This window comes from Kribbella sp. NPDC055071 (genome assembly GCF_053608045.1).
This window is the reverse complement of record NZ_JBSGUS010000017.1, coordinates 26318-46530: the sequence shown is the minus strand read 5'-3', so window position 1 is coordinate 46530 and position 20213 is coordinate 26318. Positions and strand designations below refer to the sequence as shown.

The 20213-nt window shown below is 68.0% G+C and carries 20 protein-coding genes; 11 read left to right on the top strand and 9 right to left on the bottom strand.

Annotation, left to right across the window (positions count from 1 at the left end; all coding sequences use genetic code 11):
* Window positions 1-77: 77 nt before the first annotated feature.
* Entirely contained in the window at window positions 78-908 is an 831-nt protein-coding gene (locus ACWF4Z_RS26490) for a hypothetical protein (RefSeq protein ID WP_452245849.1), read from the bottom strand.
* Between the two features lie 267 nt (window positions 909-1175).
* Between ACWF4Z_RS26490 and ACWF4Z_RS26485 the strand changes: the two genes are divergently transcribed.
* Window positions 1176-3188 carry a 2-oxoacid:acceptor oxidoreductase subunit alpha gene (locus ACWF4Z_RS26485; protein ID WP_452245848.1) on the top strand — a complete coding sequence of 671 codons (2013 nt, stop codon included), beginning with the start codon at window positions 1176-1178 and terminating at the stop codon, window positions 3186-3188.
* On the top strand, window positions 3185-4264 hold the full coding sequence (locus tag ACWF4Z_RS26480; RefSeq protein ID WP_452245847.1) for a 2-oxoacid:ferredoxin oxidoreductase subunit beta: 1080 nt from the start codon (window positions 3185-3187) through the stop codon (window positions 4262-4264). The genes ACWF4Z_RS26485 and ACWF4Z_RS26480 overlap by 4 nt, the downstream gene beginning before the upstream one ends.
* On the opposite strand, the gene ACWF4Z_RS26475 is transcribed toward ACWF4Z_RS26480, so the two are convergent.
* The gene (locus ACWF4Z_RS26475) at window positions 4257-4745 is read right to left on the bottom strand and encodes a DUF6326 family protein (protein ID WP_452245846.1); all 489 of its coding nucleotides are present in this window, start codon (window positions 4743-4745) and stop codon (window positions 4257-4259) included. The two genes, ACWF4Z_RS26480 and ACWF4Z_RS26475, sit on opposite strands and share 8 nt — an antisense overlap.
* 161 nt (window positions 4746-4906) lie before the next feature.
* Here ACWF4Z_RS26475 and ACWF4Z_RS26470 point away from each other — a divergent pair, with 161 nt between their 5' ends.
* Complete coding sequence (locus ACWF4Z_RS26470; RefSeq protein ID WP_452245845.1) at window positions 4907-6046, top strand: sensor histidine kinase; 1140 nt, start codon at window positions 4907-4909, stop codon at window positions 6044-6046.
* Window positions 6043-6699 (top strand): response regulator, encoded by a 657-nt coding sequence (locus tag ACWF4Z_RS26465; protein ID WP_452245844.1) that lies wholly within the window; start codon window positions 6043-6045, stop codon window positions 6697-6699. Before ACWF4Z_RS26470 ends, ACWF4Z_RS26465 begins: the two co-directional genes overlap by 4 nt.
* A 129-nt stretch (window positions 6700-6828) precedes the next feature.
* On the opposite strand, the gene ACWF4Z_RS26460 is transcribed toward ACWF4Z_RS26465, so the two are convergent.
* From ACWF4Z_RS26460 to ACWF4Z_RS26435, 6 genes are read right to left on the bottom strand one after another with little or no spacing between them, the layout of a single operon-like run.
* Window positions 6829-7506: an HAD family hydrolase gene (locus tag ACWF4Z_RS26460; RefSeq protein WP_452245843.1), complete on the bottom strand. Its 678-nt coding sequence runs from the start codon at window positions 7504-7506 to the stop codon at window positions 6829-6831.
* Window positions 7507-7516: 10 nt separating this feature from the next.
* Complete coding sequence (locus ACWF4Z_RS26455) at window positions 7517-7834, bottom strand: hypothetical protein (protein ID WP_452245842.1); 318 nt, start codon at window positions 7832-7834, stop codon at window positions 7517-7519.
* Complete coding sequence (locus tag ACWF4Z_RS26450) at window positions 7831-8106, bottom strand: hypothetical protein (protein WP_452245841.1); 276 nt, start codon at window positions 8104-8106, stop codon at window positions 7831-7833. Before ACWF4Z_RS26450 ends, ACWF4Z_RS26455 begins: the two co-directional genes overlap by 4 nt.
* Before the next feature lie 42 nt (window positions 8107-8148).
* The gene (locus tag ACWF4Z_RS26445; RefSeq protein WP_452245840.1) at window positions 8149-9171 is read right to left on the bottom strand and encodes an alpha-hydroxy-acid oxidizing protein; all 1023 of its coding nucleotides are present in this window, start codon (window positions 9169-9171) and stop codon (window positions 8149-8151) included.
* Window positions 9107-10717: a nitrilase-related carbon-nitrogen hydrolase gene (locus tag ACWF4Z_RS26440; protein ID WP_452245839.1), complete on the bottom strand. Its 1611-nt coding sequence runs from the start codon at window positions 10715-10717 to the stop codon at window positions 9107-9109. The genes ACWF4Z_RS26445 and ACWF4Z_RS26440 overlap by 65 nt, the downstream gene beginning before the upstream one ends.
* Window positions 10698-11285, bottom strand: a complete 588-nt coding sequence (locus ACWF4Z_RS26435; protein ID WP_452245838.1) for a TetR/AcrR family transcriptional regulator — start codon at window positions 11283-11285, stop codon at window positions 10698-10700. The genes ACWF4Z_RS26440 and ACWF4Z_RS26435 overlap by 20 nt, the downstream gene beginning before the upstream one ends.
* 162 nt (window positions 11286-11447) lie before the next feature.
* On the opposite strand from ACWF4Z_RS26435, the gene ACWF4Z_RS26430 reads away from it, so the two are divergent.
* From ACWF4Z_RS26430 to ACWF4Z_RS26410, 5 genes are read left to right on the top strand one after another with little or no spacing between them, the layout of a single operon-like run.
* Entirely contained in the window at window positions 11448-12455 is a 1008-nt protein-coding gene (locus ACWF4Z_RS26430) for a hypothetical protein (protein WP_452245837.1), read from the top strand.
* The gene (locus tag ACWF4Z_RS26425) at window positions 12433-13638 is read left to right on the top strand and encodes an MFS transporter (RefSeq protein WP_452245836.1); all 1206 of its coding nucleotides are present in this window, start codon (window positions 12433-12435) and stop codon (window positions 13636-13638) included. The genes ACWF4Z_RS26430 and ACWF4Z_RS26425 overlap by 23 nt, the downstream gene beginning before the upstream one ends.
* A gap of 35 nt (window positions 13639-13673) precedes the next feature.
* Window positions 13674-14921, top strand: coding sequence for a DUF445 domain-containing protein (locus tag ACWF4Z_RS26420; protein ID WP_452245835.1), 1248 nt, complete (start codon window positions 13674-13676; stop codon window positions 14919-14921).
* 43 nt (window positions 14922-14964) lie between these two features.
* The gene (locus tag ACWF4Z_RS26415) at window positions 14965-15516 is read left to right on the top strand and encodes a SigE family RNA polymerase sigma factor (RefSeq protein WP_452245834.1); all 552 of its coding nucleotides are present in this window, start codon (window positions 14965-14967) and stop codon (window positions 15514-15516) included.
* On the top strand, window positions 15513-16886 hold the full coding sequence (locus tag ACWF4Z_RS26410) for a hypothetical protein (RefSeq protein ID WP_452245833.1): 1374 nt from the start codon (window positions 15513-15515) through the stop codon (window positions 16884-16886). The genes ACWF4Z_RS26415 and ACWF4Z_RS26410 overlap by 4 nt, the downstream gene beginning before the upstream one ends.
* Here ACWF4Z_RS26410 and ACWF4Z_RS26405 read toward each other — a convergent pair.
* Complete coding sequence (locus ACWF4Z_RS26405) at window positions 16883-17635, bottom strand: sugar phosphate isomerase/epimerase family protein (RefSeq protein WP_452245832.1); 753 nt, start codon at window positions 17633-17635, stop codon at window positions 16883-16885. The two genes, ACWF4Z_RS26410 and ACWF4Z_RS26405, sit on opposite strands and share 4 nt — an antisense overlap.
* Window positions 17636-17776: 141 nt before the next feature.
* Here ACWF4Z_RS26405 and rarD point away from each other — a divergent pair, with 141 nt between their 5' ends.
* Entirely contained in the window at window positions 17777-18727 is a 951-nt protein-coding gene (rarD, locus tag ACWF4Z_RS26400) for an EamA family transporter RarD (RefSeq protein ID WP_452245831.1), read from the top strand.
* On the top strand, window positions 18687-20201 hold the full coding sequence (locus ACWF4Z_RS26395) for a phospholipase D-like domain-containing protein (protein WP_452245830.1): 1515 nt from the start codon (window positions 18687-18689) through the stop codon (window positions 20199-20201). The genes rarD and ACWF4Z_RS26395 overlap by 41 nt, the downstream gene beginning before the upstream one ends.
* Window positions 20202-20213 lie beyond the last annotated feature (12 nt).

The following is a 20213-nucleotide window of genomic DNA, read 5'->3' as shown; positions in this document are numbered from 1 at the left end:
ATCGTGGTCTTTGCTCCAGTGCGGCGAGGTGCCGTGCCGAGTGCCGCGCAGTAGGCGCGGAGTCGCCAGACCTGCCCTTAGTTGGTGCAGAGGAGAGTTGAGTCGACTGCGACGTAGGGGCCGTAGCCGGAGTGGATGTCTGCGAGTTGTAGGCGCAGTCGGGTGACGCCGGAGATGCGGTAGTTGAGCCAGGTCTCGGTCTCCTGCTTCATCCGGACCGAGGTCATCGCCGTCGTGCCGTTGTGCAGCGACACCCGGACGAGACCGTCGGTCAGGTTGCCGAGCCAGTTCCGCACATAGCTGCAGCCGGTCGTGTCGATGTCGCCCCACACGAATCCGCCCTGATCCGCCAGCAGGTCCGCCTCGGCCCGCCGCGGTCCTTCGCTCGGCGGCACGATGTTGAACTGCGGATGGTTCTGCCCACCGAACGCGAGCAGCCCCTTCTTGAAGATCCCCCGCCACACGTAGTGGCTGAAGCTGATCGACTTGGAGATAGCGACCGGGTACGGCGCTTGCGGGCGGACGGCGATGCGATACGTCCGGATCGACGCCGGCTGCACGGTCGTGATCGTGACCCGATCGCCGGACGAATACCCGTGCGCGATCTCCTGCCACTTCTTCGTAGCCGGGATCCAGATGTGCAACGGGACCCGCGTGCCTGTGGCTGGAGCCGGAGTGAGCTTCCCGATCACGGTGATCACGCCTTTGGTCGCGTCCGTGGTCCGGATGCTGTAGATCCGCGCGCTACGCGTCGGTGCGGCGACAGACGCTGGGGCCGCCGCGGGTTGCGTCGTACCGCCGAGCATCATCGCGCTGTCCGCGGGAGCGATCGGCGCAGCGCACGCCGCGAGCAGCCCGCCGACCACTGATAAGGCCAGCACTCCGGCCGGCAAACGCACGCGGCGCATGACAAACTCCCTCGAGATCACAGCTTGATGACGACACCCTGCCGGTTCTCACTGCGGATCGCAAGCGAGCGGGTGCGGAGAGTCATACTGGACGGTTTCGCCGTACGGCAGGACGTCCGGCTTGTAGCACCGCGTCCCAGGCTGTGGACCACCGGGGCTTCCGCATGGTTCCGTACTAAGGGCGAACTAATATTGGGGTTATCGCCCTGACGGGGGGATCGCCTGCCGCCCACGAAGCGGCCGGACGACCCAAGCTTCGACTTGGAGATGAACAGAACAGTGACCATCGAGGTCAAGCAGCTCGACCGCGTGGTGATCCGCTTCGCCGGCGACTCCGGCGACGGGATGCAACTCACGGGGGACAGGTTCACCGCGGAAACGGCATCGTTCGGCAACGATCTGTCGACCCTGCCCAATTTCCCCGCCGAGATCCGGGCACCAGCCGGAACCCTGCCGGGGGTGTCGTCGTTCCAGCTCCACTTCGCCGACCACGACATCCTGACGCCTGGTGATGCGCCCGATGTGCTGATCGCGATGAACCCGGCGGCGCTCAAGGCGAACCTCAAGGACGTCCCGCGCGGCGCGACCGTGATCGTCGACACCGCGGACTTCACCGCCCGCAACCTGAAGCGGATCGGGTACGACGAGAACCCGCTGGAGAACGGCGAGCTCGAGGCGTACCACGTCGTCGCCCTGAACCTGACCGGCATGACGGTCGAGTCGGTGAAGGAGTTCGGGCTGTCCCGCAAGGACGCGTCCCGGGCGAAGAACATGTACGCCCTCGGTCTGGTCTCCTGGTTGTTCCAGCGGCCGGTCGAGTCGACGATCACGTTCCTGCAGACGAAGTTCGCCTCGAAGGCGGACATCCGGGACGCGAACATCGCGGCCTTCCGAGCCGGCTACAACTTCGGTGAGACCGCCGAGGAGTTCTCGGTGCGGTACGAGGTCAAGCCGGCCAAGATGGCGACCGGCACCTACCGGAACATCTCCGGCAACCTCGCGCTGGCGTACGGCCTGGTGGCGGGCGCCCAGCGGGCGGGCCTGCCGCTGGTGCTCGGCGCGTATCCGATCACCCCGGCGTCCGACGTACTGCACGAGCTGTCGAAGCTCAAGCGGTTCAACGTCACCACGATCCAGGCCGAGGACGAGATCGCCGGTGTCGGCGCGGCCCTGGGTGCGTCGTTCGGTGGCGCGCTCGGCGTGACCACGTCGTCCGGCCCGGGGATCAGCCTGAAGTCCGAGACGATCGGTCTCGGCGTGATGCTCGAGCTGCCGCTGGTCGTCTGCGACATCCAGCGCGCCGGTCCCTCGACCGGGATGCCGACCAAGACCGAGCAGGCCGACCTGCTGCAGGTCATGTTCGGGCGGAACGGCGAAGCACCGCTGCCGGTGCTCGCGGCCCAGTCCCCCGCGGACTGCTTCGCGATCGCGGTCGAGGCGGCGCGGATCGCGATCACCTACCGCACGCCGGTGATCGTGCTCTCCGACGGCTACCTGGCGAACGGTTCCGAGCCGTGGCAGATCCCGGTGATCGACACCCTGCCGACGATCGAGCCGAACTTCACGCTCGAGCCGAACTCGCCCGACGGCAAGTACCTCCCCTACCTGCGCGACCCGGAGACCCTGGCGCGTGCCTGGGCGATCCCGGGGACGGCGGGTCTGGACCACCGCATCGGTGGTCTGGAGAAGGAGGACAAGACCGGCAACATCTCCTACGACCCGGCCAACCACGACCTGATGATCCGGACCCGGCAGGCCAAGGTCGACGGAATCGCGCGGTCGATCGAGCCGCTGCAGGTCGACGACCCGGACGGTACGGCGAAGGTGCTCGTGCTCGGGTGGGGATCGACGTACGGGCCGATCGGCGCCGCTGTGCGGCGGGTGCGGGCGGTCGGCGGGAAGATCGCGCAGGCGCATCTGCGGCACCTCAATCCGTTCCCGTCGAATCTCGGGGACGTGCTGGCGTCGTACGAGAAGGTCCTGGTTCCGGAGATGAACCTCGGCCAGCTGGCGATGCTGCTGCGGGCGAAGTTCCTGGTCGATGTCGTCTCCTACGCGCAGGTCCGCGGTATGCCGCTCGGCGCCGCGGAGCTGGCCGAGGTGATCGGCAACCTGGTCGAGGAGACCGAAGGGATCGACGACGACGCCCGCCACCTGGGTTCGGCCGCGGCCGGCCTGACCCACGGCGAAGCGCTGCGCGACCAACCGAACGGCCGGTCCAACGGCCAGTCGAACGGCCAGTCGAACGGGCAACTGCACGAATCGGAGGGAGCACGATGAGCACGGTCGATCTCGGTCTGCCGAGTCTGCCCGGAGGTCTGAAAGGCGTCCCGGCCGCGACCGAGCCGCAGAACCGCAAGGAGTACGTGTCGGACCAGGAGGTTCGCTGGTGCCCGGGCTGCGGTGACTACGCCGTACTCGCGGCGTTCCAGGGCTTCCTGCCCGAGCTCGGGATCAAGCGTGAGAACGTCGCGATGGTCTCCGGCATCGGCTGCTCGTCGCGGTTCCCGTACTACTTGTCGACGTACGGCATGCACTCGATCCACGGGCGTGCGCCGGCGATCGCGACCGGGCTCGCGGTGGCGCGGCCGGACCTGAGCGTCTGGGTCGTGACCGGTGACGGTGACGCGCTGTCGATCGGCGGTAATCACCTGATCCACACGCTCCGGCGAAACGTGAACCTGAAGATCCTGCTGTTCAACAACCGGATCTACGGGCTGACCAAGGGTCAGTACTCGCCGACCTCGGAGCCGGGCAAGGTGACCAAGTCGACGCCGATGGGCTCGGTGGACAACCCGTTCAACCCGGTCTCGCTGGCGCTCGGCGCGGAGGCGACGTTCGTGGCGCGGACGGTCGACTCCGACCGCAAGCACCTCACGTCGGTGCTGCGGGCCGCGGCCGAGCACCGGGGGACGGCGTTCGTGGAGATCTACCAGAACTGCCCGATCTTCAACGACAACGCGTTCGACGCGATCAAGAACCCGGAGACCCGGGACGACGCGATCATCCCGCTGGTGCACGGCGAGCCGATCCGCTTCGGTACGGACGGGCACCTCGGAGTTGTCCGCGACGGGTTCGCGTCGCTGGCGGTGCGTGAGGTCGCGGACCTGCCCGGTGGCGAGGCCGATCTGGTCGTCCACGACGCCCACACCGAGGACCCGGCGTACGCGTTCGCGCTCTCACGCCTGACCGACGCCGGCATCTTGCACCAGGCCCCGATCGGTGTGTTCCGGTCGGTCGAGCGCCCGGCGTACGACGACCTTGTCCGCCAGCAGATCACCACCTCCCAAGAAGCCCAAGGCATCGGCGACCTCCAAGCCCTGGTCACCGGCGCCGACACCTGGACGGTCAACTGAGCTGCCGGGCGCGAACGGTTTCACGGTCCGGGCTGTTCGCCGTGGTCGCCGACGGTGCGGTGCGCGGCCAGGTCCACGCGTACCGCAGGATGAGGGCGAGCAGGATCAGCTCCAGTGCCACGCCAAGGCCGTAGAAGTACAGCCAGGGCTCACCCACCGCGTTGAATACGGTCACGGGGACGTAGAGCGAGGCCACGATGAGGTTCGCCATGCGGTTCGCCCGCGCGGGCAGCGTCATCGACAGCACAACCATGAGGATCGGGATGGCCACAAGGGCCAGCGCCGTGGTCGAAAAGGTCTGGGAGAGGTCGAACTCGAAGACCTTGCCGGCGCGGATGTCTTCGATGACGCCGGGTGTGAAGAAGTTGAGAATGTCCATGTAGGCGTACAGGAACATGAAGCTTGTCCACGCTGCGGCGAGCTTGGCTCTCACCGGGACCGGCTGGTCGTCCAGTGTTGTGGTGGTTCGACGTGTACTCATCCTGGGCTCCGTGGTGTGGTGAGGATCGGTAGGTCCACGATCGCTGAGCGCCGCGGCGGGCACCTCGGCCCGGAGGTCGGAGGTCGACTGGCCGATGGCATGGTTTCTCTCTCGTTCTTTCGGTCGGTACGCCGGGAGCCGCCGCCCCCTACGCTGGAGCCGTGGACACTGTCCGGCGCTCCATCTGGCATGAGCCGCGGCCTGCTGACGCCCCACCCATTGGTCGTTTCGACTGGCTGCTGGTGGGCGTGTTCGCGGCCGCGGCCCTGGTCGAGGGCATCGTTCGGCCGGGCTTGGCCTGGCGCCCCCTTGTGACGGTGCTCGCCCTGGCGGTGCTGCCTGCCCTGCTCTGGCGGCGGAGCCGCCCCCTGATCGCCGTCCTGATCGGGTGGGGCGTCGCCGGGCTGCTCTCGGTCTTGCAGCTGACTGCGCAGACCGGGGACCTCGGCCTCTACTCCATGATGGCCATCCTGATCCTGCTCTACGCCCTGGTGCGGTGGGGCTCGGGACGGGAGATGGTCCTGGGGACGGCGTTCGTGACAGTCGTTGCCGCGCTGGGGATGTACGCCTCCTCCGTGGGCTGGGCCGACGTTTTCGGCGGGAGCGTCCTCTTGCTGTTGTGCGTCGCCCTCGCGGCGGTGTTCCGCTACCGCGCGGACCTCTGGCATCGCCAACAGCGCGAGATCCGCAATCAGGAGCGAGTGGCGCTGGCTCGCGAGCTGCACGACACAGTGGCCCACCACGTCTCGGCCATCGCGGTACAGGCGCAGGCCGGTGGCGTGGTCGCCGGCCTCCAGCCTGAGAAGGCTGTCGAGGTCCTGGCCGCGATCGAGTCTGAAGCGTCCCGAACCCTCGCGGAGATGAGATCCATGGTGCGAGTGCTGCGCGAGGGGGAAGCCGTCCCATATGCACCGCAGCTGGGTGTCGCGGACCTGCCAGCGCTGGCACGCGCCGACGCAACGCCCACCGTCGAGGTCTCGCTGGACGGTTCGTTGACCCGGCTGGCACGACCCGTGGACGGCGCGCTCTACCGGCTCGCGCAGGAGTCGCTGACCAACGCCGTACGGCACGCCCGGCACGCGACCCGCGTCGGGATCGACGTACGCCGGGAGGGCGACGCCGTCAGGCTGCGTGTCAGCGACGACGGACAAACCGAGCCTGGGTCGGCCCCGGAGCCTGGGTTCGGCCTGCAGGGCATGGCCGAACGCGCCCAACTCCTCGGTGGATCGCTCTCCGCGGGGCCGCGGCCCGAGGGTGGCTGGGTGGTAGAAGCCGTGCTGCCGGTGGAGGCCCAGGCATGAGCATCCGTGTCGTCGTCGCCGACGACCAGGACCTGGTCCGGACCGGGCTCGTCATGATCCTCGGCGCGCAACCCGACCTCGAGGTGGTGGGGGAGGCAGCGAACGGGCTCGACGCGCTCGACCTGGCGACCCGGCTGCGTCCCGACGTTCTCCTCGTCGACATCCGGATGCCCGGGCTCGACGGCATCGAGGTAACCCGGCGCCTGGCCGGGGAGGGCGTTGCCGACCCGATGGCGGTCGTCGTGATCACCACCTTCGACCTCGACGAATACGTCCTCGGCGCCCTCCGCGCCGGCGCCCGAGGCTTCCTGCTCAAGGACGCCGGGCCGGAGCTCCTCGTGCAGGCCATCCACGCGGCCGCCAACGGGGACGCGCTGATCGCCCCCAACGTCACCCGTCGACTGCTGGCGACCTTCGCCGACCAGGCGCCGGTGGTACCGGTCCAGCCCATCGACCCGCTCACCGAGCGCGAGGAGGAAGTGCTCGCGCTGGTGGCACGGGGCCGCACCAACGCCGAGATCGCCACCGAGCTCTTCGTCGGCCTGAGCACGGTCAAGACCCACGTAGCCTCGCTGCTGACCAAACTCGGCGCCCGCAACCGCGTCGAGATCGCGATGTGGGCATACGACACCAGACGCGCGAGAGCCGATTAGCGCATACAGATCGCCGCCTAGGCCCGTGGGGCAGCACGCGGTGCCGCCAGCCGGTCCTTAACTACCCGGATTGAGAAGGCTCTGGGTCATCGCGCGGAGGTGGATGTCGGCCAGACTCCACCACCAGTTCTACAGTTCTAGTAGTTGGGTGAGGGTTGTGGGGGTTGAGCGGTCGAGGTGGTGGGCGGTTAGGCCGAGTGCTCGGGGGGCTAGGACGTCTAGGGCTAGGTTGTCGCCGATCATCAGGGTGTCGGCTGGGTCGACGCCTAGCGCCTGGCAGGTGAGGAGGTAGGCCTGGGGGTTTGGTTTGCTGACGCCCAGGGAGTCTGAGCAGCAGACCACGTCGACGAGGTCGGCCAGGCCGATGGCGTTGAGTTTGGCGTTTTGCTGGGGGGTGCTTCCGTTGGTGAGGATGGCGATGCGCCAACCGTTGCTGCGGGCAACTTCCAGGGCCGGGCGGGCGTCCGGGAAGGCGACCCAGTTGTCCTGGTAGTGCCGAAGGAACTGGGCGAAGATCGCGTCCAGTTCGTCGTCGGTCGTGGGCACCGGATGCCCGATCAGCGGCAGGAAGTCGATCAACCGCCCGCGACGCTGACCTTGGTGCGTGAGCGCGCCCGCCAGCCACGCATCGAAGTTGCGCGCCTCGATCACGAACCATTCCGCGATCAACTCAGGCGTCGGCGTACCACCCAACTCCCGCACCCAACTCTCGATCCCCCGAGTCGCACAAAGCGTGTGATCAAACAACGTGTCATCCAGATCAAAGATGACCGCCTTCATCCGCAGACCGCCGAATGGTCGCGGCATTGGGTGAGCATCAACTCGCAGCCTTGTGCGTGGTCAGGTACTCGGTGATCGCCTCGCGCATGACCTCGCTGAGGTTGCGATGGTGCTGCTCGGCGAAGGCGACCAGGTCGTTGTCCAGCGTCCGAGGCAGGCGCACCTGGCGGACCGGAGAGCTCTCGCCCGGACCCGCGTCGGGATCGATCGACGGCCGACCGCCGCGCGATCGCTCGATCAGCTCGCGACCGAAGTCGGCGGCGGCCTCTCCGCGCAATGCACTGCGAGACTTCTCAGGCAGAGACATGTCATGCTCGGCCCATTCGGCTGCTGCGTCGTAATCCTTCTCAGTCATCTGTCCTCCTCCATCCGCTCGAGGTGCTTCTTCCGGGCAACCATCACATGAAAGATGTGCAGATCCCGAGGCGGCGTCACCTCGACCATTACCTCGAGCAACGGATCGCCCAGCCGCCGAGGTGGTCCGATGAACAACGTCGGCCGAACCGTCGCCGGCGGCCGGGGCTGGTCGAATTCTCGCTCGACGTAGTACGCATTCATGATCGCGTGCAGCGTGTCCTCACGATCGACGCCGTGCTTGTCCGCGCTGGGTGCCCACGTGATCGCCACTTATCTAATGTACTACATAAGCCAGGTTCTGTACGACAGAACTCACGCGCGGACCACGGCGTCTCGGGTTAGTTCTCTGTGGTTGGCGTGGCCGGAGAGGGCGAGGGTTAGGTCTAGGTCTGCCAGGAAGCAGCGGAGGACGTGTTCTACGCCTGCTTGGCCGGCTAGGGCCAGGCCGTAGAGCAGGGGGCGGCCTAGCAGGACTGCTTTGGCGCCTAGGGCCAGGGCCTTGGCGGCGTCGGAGCCGGTGCGGATGCCGGAGTCGAAGAGGACTGTCAGTTGCTCGCCCACGGCATCGGCGATGGCGGGTAGGGCGTCCAGGGACGCGATCGCGCCGTCTACCTGCCGGCCGCCGTGGTTGGAGACGACGATGCCGTCCACGCCGTGCTCGGCGGCTAGCTTGGCGTCTTCGACGGCGAGGATTCCCTTGAGCACGATCGGGCCGGTCCAGTTGTCGCGGAGGAACGACAGGTCGTCCCAGGAGAGGCCGACGTTCGGGAACGTCTGCGCCCAGTGCATCACCGCGGCGCCCGGGTCCTCCTCGATCGGCTTGGCCAGCTTCGAGCGGAAGACCGGATCGCTGAAGTAGTTGGCCAGCCCCTCGCCCTTCAAGAAGGGCAGGAACCCACGATCCAGATCGGCCGGCCGCCACCCGATCGTGCCGGTGTCGAGCGTGACGACCAGTACGCCGTACCCCGCGGCCTGTGCCCGGTTCAGCAGACTCAGGCAGATATCGCGATCGGTCGGGTAGTAGAGCTGGAACCACTTGCTCTTGGCATCGATCTCCTCGATCGCGTGACTCGCCTGGGTCGAGTGCGTGTAGGTCAACCCCAGCGCATCAGCGGCCCGCGACGTCGCCAGCTCACCGTCCGGATGAGCGAGCGTCTGCACACCGATCGGTGCGACCAGGACCGGCGCGGGCATCGCCGTACCGAGGATCGTGCCGGACAGATCGCGCTCGGTGCTGCCCCGGAGCATCCGGGGCAGCAACCGCCAGCGATCAAACGCCGCCAGGTTGGCTCGCGCCGTCGCGCCGCTCCCCGCGCTCGGCACGATGTACCCCATCGCCTCCGCCGTCAGCTTCCCGGCCGCCTGCGACTCCAACCGGGCCAGGTCCGTCGTGATCTCGGGCCGGATCCCCTGCAGCATTCCCTGCGCGTAGATCAGCAGCTGATGGTCCCCAAAGTTGGCCATGCCGGATGCTCCCACGCTTACCGCGCCGCCTCAACCACACCGCCCCGATGAGTACGACGACGCAGCACAGCCACGCGAACCAGTCGCCCCACGCGGTGTAAAGAGTCCGATCGATCCCCGGGTGCAGCTCACCGATCAGGACAGCCGGGGCGTCGGCAGGAGCGGTGGTCTCGCCGATGACGCGTCCGTGCGCGTCGGTCAGGGTCAGTTGGCCTTTACTGCCGTCCCGAGCCATCGGGATGCCGTTCTCGATGCCGCGGAGAAGCGCCATCCGGCTGTGCAGCCAGCCGTCGTCGGAGAAGTCCAGTGCCGGCACCAGCAACAGGCTCACTCGCTCCTGCCCGTACTGCCGGGCCAGCGCCGGGAAGTCCAGATCCTTGCAGATCTCCACACCCCAGGTCCGATAGATCGCCAACTGATCACCGGACGCATACGGCTCGACCCCCGGGATCAGGTGATGTTTGTCGTACGACGTGGGCACACCACCACCCGGGTGGAAGATCAGCGCCCGGTTGTAATCGTTACCACCAGCATTGAGAACGGTGAATCCGGCAACGAGTTCAATCTTGTTGCTCGTGGCAAGTGCCTGGAAGATCTGAGACAGCGCAGGTAGGTCACCAGCATCGACGTCGACCACCTTCTCCGGGAGCAGCACGACCTTCGCCCCGGAGTGGGCCGCTTCGGTGATCAGAGGTCGGTAGCGTTCGAGGATCGCGGGACCACCGGCGTTCGGCCAGCGTGCATCGTCCGCACCCTCGGCCGAGAGTACGGCGATCTCGAGCGACTGATCAGGAGTGGGATGGTCGAGCCGAAGCCCGCCGTACAGGCAGGTGCCTCCAGCAACGATCGCCAGCGCCACGAATGACAGAACGCGTCGACTGGCGATCACCGCGGCCGGGAAGAACAGCAGGAAGCTGAGTCCCCACGGTCCGGTCAACGAGACGATTTGGCTGACCGGGGCAACACCGGCCTGTGTATAGGCGAGGCTGGTGAACGCGCCGTGCGGTGAGACAGTCGTGACCGCATAGTCCAGCGCCGCCCACAACGCCGGCGCGGCGAAGGCGGCCAGGATCGGATGCCCGCGGACGACCAGCGCTCGGAAGAACACCACGGTCAGCGTGAAGAGTCCGGCCAGCAGAACCAGGAACAACACCGCCACCACGACAGGCACCCCAATGTCGCTGAGCAGGTACCGGACCAGGTTGCTGAGGCCGAGAAGCCAACCAACAAAGGCGGCCAGAGCAGCAAGCCTCGGTCTGAGGCGAGGCGCGACGAAGAACACCGGCAGCGGTGCGAACCAGATCAGCGCAGCGATCGTGGACAAGCCAGAGCCGAAGTACAGCAAAGCTCCGGTTGCCAGGGCAGCACAGCCGGCGGCGGGTAAGCCCCAGCGGGGTTCAGGTGCGGAGTAGGCCATCGATCATCCTTTCGCCCAGCTTGAGGCACAGCGCGCGAAAGTCCGCGTCGGGCATCCCGATGCGATCGCCGTGGTAGAGCTGGATCAGTCCGTGCAGGAAAGCGGCGAAGATCAGGCTGGTCTCCCAGATGTCCTCGTCGCCGCGGAAGATGTGCTGGTCGACACCGGCCGAGATCGCGTCGGCGACCAGAGTGAACGTCGGGGACCGGCGCGCCCGGAAGTCCGCGGGGAACCTCCGCGCCTGATCCCGCCGCTCGGTGAACATGTACTCGTAGAGCCGCGGCTGACCGAGTGCGAAGTCGACGTGATCGGCCAGCATCTCCCGCATCCGCTCGTCCGCCGCCGTACTGCGCGGGCTGGACTCCCAGCGCCGTACGAGCTCGGCGAAGGCCGCGTCCGCGACCGCGTTCAGCAGGGCGTCCCGATCCGGGAAGTACTGGTAGATCGCCATCGGCGTGATCCCGACCGCGGCCCCGACCTTCCGCATCGACACCCCGGCCGCGCCGTGCTCGGTCAGCAGGTACGTCGCCGCCGCCGTGATCCTGTCCTTCGTCGTCACCTCGGTCACACCACGATTAAATATGCATTCCCTATACGCCGTATAGGCGGAATTACCCTGACCCTCCCCTGACCCATGACATCCGTCAGGCTCAGGGGCGGACGTCCGTCAGCGCGAGATCGGGACGGATCGCATCCGCACCGGGTCCGCCCGGCCGGAACAGTGATGACCATGACGAACACAACCGCCGTACCCCGCCCGGACCACAAGTCGGCGGGCGGATTCAAGCGCGCACTGCCCGCTCTGGGCCTGTTCTTCCTGTCGCCGATGGTCGCGGAGTTCCTGTTGGGCAACATCCCGATCAACGGGCTCTTCGCCTTGTTCGGCCTGGCTCCCCTGTACGGCGGTGGCGCCGTGCTGATCCGCGAGCTCGTCCGCCGGCGCGGCTGGGGCTATCCGAGTGTGGTGCTGCTCGCGCTCGCCTACGGCATCCTCGAGGAGGGCATCACCACCCAATCGCTGTTCAACCCGAACTACGCCGGCCAGCGGCTCCTCGACCAAGGCCACATCGCGGCGCTCGGGATGGGCGGACCGTGGACGGTGTTCGTCCTCGGCCTGCACACGATCTGGAGTATCACCGTGCCGATCGTGGTGATCGAGTCCATGTCGCGGCGGCCGCGCGAGCCCTGGCTGGGCAAGGTCGGCCTGAGTGTGTACAGCGTCCTGTTCGTGGTCGGCGTCGTCGCCACGACCGTGATCCAGTTGGCCAACGACTCGTTCGTCGCCTCCGCCGGGCAGTTCGCCGGGGTCGCCGTCGCCATCGTCGTACTGATCGCGCTCGCGGCCGTGGTCGGTCGCCGTACGCCTCGCCGAACGACGGGGGCGGTGCCGCCGGCCTGGACCTTCGCGATCGGCGGGCTCGTGGTGAGCTCGGCGTGGATGCTGAGCAGTGACGTCATCAAGAACGCCTGGCTGTGCGCGGGCTCGATGCTGGTCCTCGACCTGCTCGCGGCGCTGGTCCTCGGGTACTGCTCCCGGCGTACGGGCTGGACCCAGCGGCACTCGCTGGCGGTTGCCGGTGGAACCATGCTCACATACGCGTGGCACGCGTTCCCGGAGGAACCGATCTTCCCGGCCACGCACACAGTGGACCTGATCGGGAACACCGTGTTCGCCCTGATCGCGGTCGCCGTGCTCGTCTCTGCGACAATCAGGTGTGACAAGTCCAGTTACTCCTGACGTTCGTACGTCGAGGCACGTCGGGTTGGCCCTGCTCGCGTTGGCGACCGGTGGTTTCGCGATCGGGACCACCGAGTTCGTCACAATGGGGCTGCTGCCGCAGATCGCGACCGGCGTGGGGATCTCGATCCCCACGGCCGGTCACGTCGTCTCGGCGTACGCCGTCGGCGTCGTGGTCGGCGCGCCGATCATCGCGGCGCTGGGTGCGCGGGTGGGACGCAAACGCCTGCTGCTGGGGCTGATGGCGGTGTTCGTGGTCGGCAACGTCCTGTCGGCCGTTGCCTCCAGCTACCAGTTCCTGTTGGCCGCCCGGTTCCTCAGTGGCCTGCCGCACGGTGCGTTCTTCGGGATCGGCGCGGTCGTCGGGGCCTCGATGGTGCCGGTCGGGCGGCGGGCCTGGGCGGTGTCGATGACGATGGTCGGACTCCCGGTCGCCAACATCATCGGCGTACCGCTGACGACGCTGATGGGACAGCGGCTCGGCTGGCAGGCGCCGTTCCTCGCCGTCGGCGGCCTGGGCCTGCTCACGCTGGTGGCCGTCTGGTTCTGGGTGGCGCCGCAGCCGGTCGGCAGCGAGGTGAACGTCCGCAGCGAACTGAGCGCCTTGTCCCGGCCGCAGGTCTGGATGGCTCTGCTGGTCGGGATGGTCGGCTTCGGCGGCATGTTCGCGACGTACTCCTACATCACCCCGACGATGACGGACCTGGCCGGTTTCTCCGAGGCCGCGGTCACGATCGTCCTGGCCGTGTACGGCGTGGGCATGACCTGCGGGACCGTGGTCGGCGGCCGGCTCGCGGACCGCGCGCTGATGGGCAGTGTGTACGGCGGTCTCGTCGCGGTCGCCGTCGTACTGGGCACGTTCGGGTGGCTTGCGCAGACGAAGCCGGGTGCGTTGATCGCAGTTTTCGCGATGGGCTTCTCGGCCAGCATCCTGGTCCCGGCCTTGCAGACCCGATTGATGGACGTCGCGCACGAAGGCCAGTCGCTGGCCGCCTCGCTGAACCACTCGACGCTGAACATCGCCAACGCGCTCGGCGCTTGGCTCGGTGGCGCCGTACTGGCCGCCGGCTACGGCTACGAGTGGCCGAGCCGGGTCGGCGCGGCGCTGGCCGTCGGCGGGCTGATTCTTGCCCTCATTTCCGGCCTCATGGACCGTCGAGGGACCAATCAGGTGCCTGCCTGACCTCCTGATCACCACTTACTTGGTTGGATAGAGGTATGGCGACAATGACGTTGAGCGCCGCTGATCAGGTACGGCGGCGCGGGTTACGACAGATGCGAATGGTGGCGCTGTCGTTGCTGGTGCTCGCCGCAGTGATCTACGTGGCCACCCTGCACCTCACCGGCGGTTGGGGATACGTGAACGCGGCGGCCGAGGCGGCGATGGTCGGTGCACTCGCGGACTGGTTCGCGGTCACCGCACTGTTCCGGCACCCGCTCGGACTGCCGATCCCGCACACCGCGATCGTGCCGACCCGCAAGGACAGCCTGGCCGAGAGCCTGGAGCAGTTCGTCACCGAGAACTTCCTCTCCGAGGAGGTGGTGGCGGAGAAGATGCGTACGGCGGAGGTGAGTCGCCGGGTCGGTGAGTGGCTGGCCGCCGGCACCCACGCCGAGCGGATCGTCGCGGAGGGCGCCCGGACGATCGGTGCGGCGCTGCCCAAGGTCGGCGACGACGACGTGACGTCGTTCGTCCGCGGCTCGTTGCTGCCGCGGTTCGTCCAGGAGCCGCTGAGCCCGATCGCCGGACACTTCCTGCAGTCGGTGGTCGAGGACGGAGCCCATCACGCTCTGCTCGACCTGGTCCTGGTCGAGGCGCACGACTGGTTGCGCGACAACAAGGACCTGCTCGCCGATGTGGTCGGCCCGCGGGCACCACGCTGGTCGCCGCAATGGGTGGACCGGTTGGTGGTCGACCGGATCCACCGGGAGGCGCTGGCCTGGCTGAACGACGTACGCGAGAACCAGTCACATCCCGCCCGCAAGGCCGTCGACCGGCTGCTCGGCCAACTCGCGGACGACCTGCAACACGATCCCGAGATGATGGACCGGTTCGAGGCGTTCAAGACCAGGATGCTGACCCATCCCGACATGGGCTCGAGCCTGACCGCGGTCTGGGACGCGATCCGTACGGCGCTCATCGACGCGATCTCGGATCCGGCCAGCACGCTGCAGGTGCGCGCTGTCGCGGCCGTCCAGGACCTGGGCAAACGGCTGCAGACCGACGACTCACTGCGCTCGAAGGTCGACGACCGCGCCGCGGAGGCGGTCGGGTACGTCGTTCGCACCTACGGCAACGAGATCGTCTCAGTCATCTCCGACACGATCGAACGCTGGGACGGCCGTGAGGCCTCGGCCCGGATCGAGCTCCACGTCGGCCGCGACCTCCAGTTCATCCGCATCAACGGCACCGTCGTCGGCGCGCTGGTCGGGCTCATCATCTACACCGTCAGCCAGCTCTTGTAGAGGTCGGGCAACCATCTGAGCGGCCCAGCCGGTCGTGGAAGATGTGAGTATCGAGAATGGCGCGGCGGTTGCGCGGGACACGGGGACGGCGGTGCGGAGCGTGGTGGACTTCGACGCGTTTGTCGCGGCACGGTCCACGGCGCTCCTGCGGACGGCGTACCTGCTGACCCGCGACCACGCGCTGGCCGAGGACCTGGTGCAGACCGCGCTCGCGAAGGCGTGGTTCCACTGGTCCCGCATCCAGGCCGACGACCCCGAGCCGTACGTACGGCGGATCCTCGTCACCACGTACGCGTCCTGGTGGCGACGCCGGTGGACCGGTGAGGTCCCGACCGCGGAGCTGCCGGAATCACCGACGCCGCCCCGGGAGGACGGCTTCGACCTCTGGGACGCCCTCGGCCGCCTCCCCCGCCGGCAGCGCGTCGTCGTGGTGCTGCGGTTCTACGAGGACCTGAGCGAGGCGGAGACCGCCCGCGTGATGGGTACCAGCCCCGGAACCGTGAAGAGCCAGACGTCGAAGGCCCTCGCCAAACTCCGCCTGGACCCGGCCCTGTCCACAGTGGATCTTCCCGCAGAGCAGGAGCCCCAGCGATGAACCTCCAGAACCTGCGCGACGAACTGACCACCCGCGCCGCTGACACCGACAACCGCCCGACCGACCTGCTCCCCGGCATCCGCCGCAAGGTCCGCCGCACCCGGCAGCGCCGATTCGCCGCCGCCGCAGGCACGGCCGTCGTCGCCGTAGCGTTGGCGGCGACCATCCTGCCGGGCACCCTCACCAACTCGTCTCCGGCCGAGCCCCCGTCGTACACACAGAACGGCTACTCGCTGCCGGGTGAGCTCAACGGGGACCCGCTGCTGAAGGGCTGGGTAGGGCAGGCGGGCGAGAACCATGTCGAGTTCGACTGGACGCCGACGACTAAGCAGATCCAGTTCGACGGCCACTGCACGAGGGACACCGACGCGACGATCTGGGTGCGGGTGAACGGCTTCACGGTCGCCTCCAGGCCCTGCCAGAAAGACATCCCGATCCAGCCGTCCGGCGTTTCCTTCGAGACCGCGCTGTGGGCGGACGCCCCGCTCGACAAGCCCGCCAAGGTCACGCTGGATCTGGTGACCTTCGAAGGCAAACCGATCCAGGACACGGCCCAGCAGCTCGCGGTCGGGATCTACTCTGCCAAGCACCGTGGGCTGGAGCAGGTCCAGGCACCCGACCGCGCGGGCGACTACGTCCGCGACGGATTGCGGTTCCGCAAGGTGGTCGGCGACCAAACCAGGCTCGGCGCGGTGATCGGCGATCGCGGTGTCAACGAGGTCTCCACCACCTTCGTCCCACGCAGCCACGCGGTCGTCGTGCAGACGCTGGGTACGGCGGAGGACTACCTGCTCCAGTACCCGAACGGCGAATACCGGGTCCAGGTGCGGTTCGGCGACGGCAGTGCGGTGAACGGCTATCTCGGGTACGGCGATCAGGCTCAGGCGGACTCGGCCGACGCGATGCAACTGACCGCGCCGGTCGGAAAGCCGCTGACGGTGACGGCCCGGCTGGTCGACAACAAGGGCCGGCCGGTGTCGGTGCCGAAGTCGAGGATCGGGGTCGGGATCTACGACCCCGGGACCCAGATCACCCAGAACGGGATCGACTTCGACCAGGTGAAGGACCTCGGCAACACGCGCTACCGGTTCGTCCGGTCGGTCGTCGTACCGGCGACCCAAGGCAAGGTGGAGCTGACCACACCGGTCGGCAAGCCGTTCATCTGGGCGTACGGAAGTGTCGGGATCGGAGCCGGCGTGTGGACGCGGTGGGACGGCCTGACTGCACATCAGGACGGACCGATGTCCGGCGGCTTCCGGTGGGTGAACGAAGACGCGCAGACAGAACCGAAGACGGTCCGGTTCTACGTCAACGCCGGTAAACCGACCGGTGGCAAGCTCGCCATCGCGCTCTACGAGCCGGTGCCCTAGACCCAGCTGTGGAGGTCGGCCGCGTCCTTGGCGAGTTGCTCCGGGGAGTCGTCGGCGACGAACTCGAGCAGGGCGTTGATCTCGCGGGGCTCGGTGGCGAGCCGATCCAGGACCGGCCGCCAGAGAGACGCGCGGGCCGCGAGCGGCAGGCGGGTGTTGGACGGCCACCAGGAGAAGACGTGGACGGTGCTGAGCCACGGCATCAGGGCCTCGAGTTGCCGCAGGCACTCGGCGTCGTCCAGGTCGACCGGCGGCTGCCAGTACGTCTTGAGATTGGGCGCACCGACGTCGAGCAGCAGGGTGATGGTCGAGTCGACCTCGTCGGTGAGCGTGTTGCGGTGGAACTCCAGCGCGATCTCGATCCCCGAGCCGGCGGCCACATCGGACAGCTCGGCCAGCCCGCGGGTCACCGCCATCCGGTCGCCGACACCGGCCAGCGCCGTACCGACGTTGCCGGCCCAGACCCGGATCCGGGGCGCGCCCAGCGCCACCGCGGTGGCGACCGCAGAGCGCATCTCTTCGCGGTCGACGCTGCCGGCGCGGAGATACGAGCCGTACGCCGCGATCTCGAGGCCATGCACCTCCGACAGCGCCTTCACCCGCTTGGCGACGACCAGATTGCCGAGCGGGACGTGCACGTCACCACCCCACTCGATCGCCGCGAGCCCGGACTTCGCTGCCACCTCCACCACCTGGTCGGCCGGCAACTGACGGAACGTCACCGAGACCAGACCGGTCCTCACAGCCACGCGTGCCTCCTCGTCTCCACCTCTCTATCCAACCGCATCACGCCAGGGCCGGGGGTGCGGCGATCACCCGTGGACGTCGAGCCATCTCACGTCATGAGCAAAGCTATTGGATGCGGCTGTCGCCGCGGTTAAGGTGAGCGCGTGCCGGAAGAGCGAAGAGGGTTCACGTACGGATTCGCGGCCTACCTCATCTGGGGGCTCTTCCCGCTGTACTGGAGGCTCCTGGACCATTCCGGCGCGGTCGAACTCCTCGCGCACCGGGTGCTGTGGTCGCTGCTGACGATCGTGCTGCTGGTCGCTGGGCTACGGAAGTTCGGCCAGGTGAAAGCCCTGCTGCGCGAGCCGCGGCGGCGGTGGCCGTTGATGGCGGCGGCGTTCCTGATCTCGGTGAACTGGGGCACCTACATCTGGGGGGTGAACAACGGCCGGGTGGTCGAGACCTCGCTCGGGTACTTCATCACGCCGTTGTTCACCGTGCTGCTGGGCGTCATCGTCCTGAAGGAACGGCTGCGGTCGCTGCAATGGGTCGCGCTCGCGGTCGCGTTCATCGCGGTGGTCGGGCTGACGATCGAGAACGGTCGGCCGCCGTGGGTCGCGATCATCCTCACGTTCTCGTTCGGGCTCTACGGACTGGCGAAGAAGCAGGCCGGTGCGGGCGCGATCGAGGGCATGGCGGTCGAGTCCGGCACCGTGGCCCCGTTGGCCTTGGCCGCGATCGTCGTACTGGGCGCGCGGGGTGATGCGACCGTCACGCACCACGGGACGGGATATCTCGTGCTCGTGCTGCTGACCGGACCGATCACCGCCGTACCGCTGCTGCTCTTCGGCGCGGCCGCGACCCGGGTCTCGATGACGACGCTGGGCCTGCTGAACTACATCGCCCCGATCATGCAGTTCCTCTGCGGAGTGCTGATCTTCCACGAGGCCATGTCACCCATGCGCTGGCTCGGCTTCAGCCTCGTCTGGCTCGCGCTGGTGATCTTCACGTATGACGGCATGACCCGCCGGCGCCGCAGTCATGAAGTGAGCCGTCGCGGGGCACAGGGTCTGGATGAGACACGAATGGTTCCCGACCGCGGCGGAGCGGGGTAACCCCGGGACCGACCTCGACGCCGACGGGCCGTGGAGCGAGGGCAACCAGGTCCGGCCGCTGGTGCACGGTGCGACGTACTTCCAGCGGTTGTACGACGAACTCCGGGTGCTGCGACCCGGCGACCGGGTGTACTTCACCGACTGGCGCGGCGACCCCGACCAGGCGCTGATCGCGGACGGGCCGAGCATCGGTTCGGTCCTCTGCGAGCTCGCCCAGCATGGGGTGGAGATCCGGGGACTGCTGTGGCGGTCGCACTCCGACCACCTCAACTTCAACTCGCAGCAGAACCAGCACTTCGGGACCGAACTGAACGAGGTGGGCGGCGAGGTCCTGCTGGACCAGCGGGTCCGGCGGCTGGCGTCGCATCACCAGAAGCTGTTCGTGATCCGGCATCGCGACGATCCGGGCGCGGACGTCGCGTTCGTCGGCGGCATCGATCTATGTCACGGGCGGCGGGACGACGAGCAGCATCTCGGTGATCCGCAGCAGGCGCCGATGGATCCGCGGTACGGATCCCGGGCGCCCTGGCACGACGTGATGCTGGAGGTCCGCGGTCCGGCCGTTGGCGGCCTGCTCCGGTGCTTCGTCGAGCGGTGGGACGATCCACACCCGCTGGACCGGCGAACGCCGTACCGGATGGTGGTGCAGCGGATGGCCCGAATGCCGCGCCATCCACCGGCGTTGCCGGAGGCCTTCCCGGATCCGCCGGCGACCGGACGGCACACGGTGCAGGTGTTGCGAACGTACGCGCACAAGCATCCGGGGTTCCCGTTCGCGCCGCGGGGTGAGTACAGCATCGCCCGCGGCTATCTGAAGGCGTTCGGGCGGGCGACGTCGTTGATCTACCTGGAGGACCAGTACCTGTGGTCGGCGACCGTGACACAGAGTCTGCGGGAGGCGCTGGCGCGATCACCCGAGCTGCGGCTGATCGCCGTCGTACCGCGGTATCCCGATCAGGACGGGCGGTTCAGCGGTCCGCCGGCCCGGCTGGCCCAGCTCGAGGCGATGCGACTGCTCGACTCGGACCGGGTCGCGGTGTACGACCTCGAGAACGAAGCCGGTACGCCGATCTACGTGCACGCCAAGGTGTGCGTCATCGACGACGAGTGGATGACGGTCGGCTCGGACAACTTCAACCGGCGGTCCTGGACCAACGACAGCGAACTGACCTGCGCGATCGACTCCCCCGAGGTGGCCCGGTCGCTCCGCAAGGAACTGTGGTCGGAGCACCTCGCGACCGACGACCCCGAGCTCGACCCGGTCAAGGGCTTCGAGGTGTGGCGGGAGCGAGCCGCCGGACTCGACGAATGGCACGCCAATGGTTGCCCTGGGCCCCGACCACCCGGCCGGATCCGCCGGCACCGGCCCGCCCCCGTCAGCGGCCTCCAGTCGCGCTGGGCCGGCTGGCTGGCCAACCACGTCTACGACCCCGACGGCCGCCCCCGAGCCGCCCGCCGCAGCAACACCTTCTGAACCTGAGGTGCG

What these genes read in the sequence shown, in the direction of transcription:
- ACWF4Z_RS26465 (WP_452245844.1), top strand. Translation starts at nt 6,043, where the DNA reads ATGAGCATCCGTGTCGTCGTCGCCGACGACCAGGACCTGGTCCGGACC.
- ACWF4Z_RS26490 (WP_452245849.1), bottom strand. Translation starts at nt 908, where the DNA reads ATGCGCCGCGTGCGTTTGCCGGCCGGAGTGCTGGCCTTATCAGTGGTC.
- ACWF4Z_RS26420 (WP_452245835.1), top strand. Translation starts at nt 13,674, where the DNA reads ATGGCGACAATGACGTTGAGCGCCGCTGATCAGGTACGGCGGCGCGGG.
- ACWF4Z_RS26445 (WP_452245840.1), bottom strand. Translation starts at nt 9,171, where the DNA reads ATGGGGTACATCGTGCCGAGCGCGGGGAGCGGCGCGACGGCGCGAGCC.
- ACWF4Z_RS26395 (WP_452245830.1), top strand. Translation starts at nt 18,687, where the DNA reads ATGAGACACGAATGGTTCCCGACCGCGGCGGAGCGGGGTAACCCCGGG.
- ACWF4Z_RS26485 (WP_452245848.1), top strand. Translation starts at nt 1,176, where the DNA reads ATGAACAGAACAGTGACCATCGAGGTCAAGCAGCTCGACCGCGTGGTG.
- ACWF4Z_RS26455 (WP_452245842.1), bottom strand. Translation starts at nt 7,834, where the DNA reads ATGACTGAGAAGGATTACGACGCAGCAGCCGAATGGGCCGAGCATGAC.
- ACWF4Z_RS26410 (WP_452245833.1), top strand. Translation starts at nt 15,513, where the DNA reads ATGAACCTCCAGAACCTGCGCGACGAACTGACCACCCGCGCCGCTGAC.
- ACWF4Z_RS26480 (WP_452245847.1), top strand. Translation starts at nt 3,185, where the DNA reads ATGAGCACGGTCGATCTCGGTCTGCCGAGTCTGCCCGGAGGTCTGAAA.
- ACWF4Z_RS26460 (WP_452245843.1), bottom strand. Translation starts at nt 7,506, where the DNA reads ATGCCGCGACCATTCGGCGGTCTGCGGATGAAGGCGGTCATCTTTGAT.
- ACWF4Z_RS26430 (WP_452245837.1), top strand. Translation starts at nt 11,448, where the DNA reads ATGACGAACACAACCGCCGTACCCCGCCCGGACCACAAGTCGGCGGGC.
- ACWF4Z_RS26440 (WP_452245839.1), bottom strand. Translation starts at nt 10,717, where the DNA reads ATGGCCTACTCCGCACCTGAACCCCGCTGGGGCTTACCCGCCGCCGGC.
- ACWF4Z_RS26475 (WP_452245846.1), bottom strand. Translation starts at nt 4,745, where the DNA reads ATGAGTACACGTCGAACCACCACAACACTGGACGACCAGCCGGTCCCG.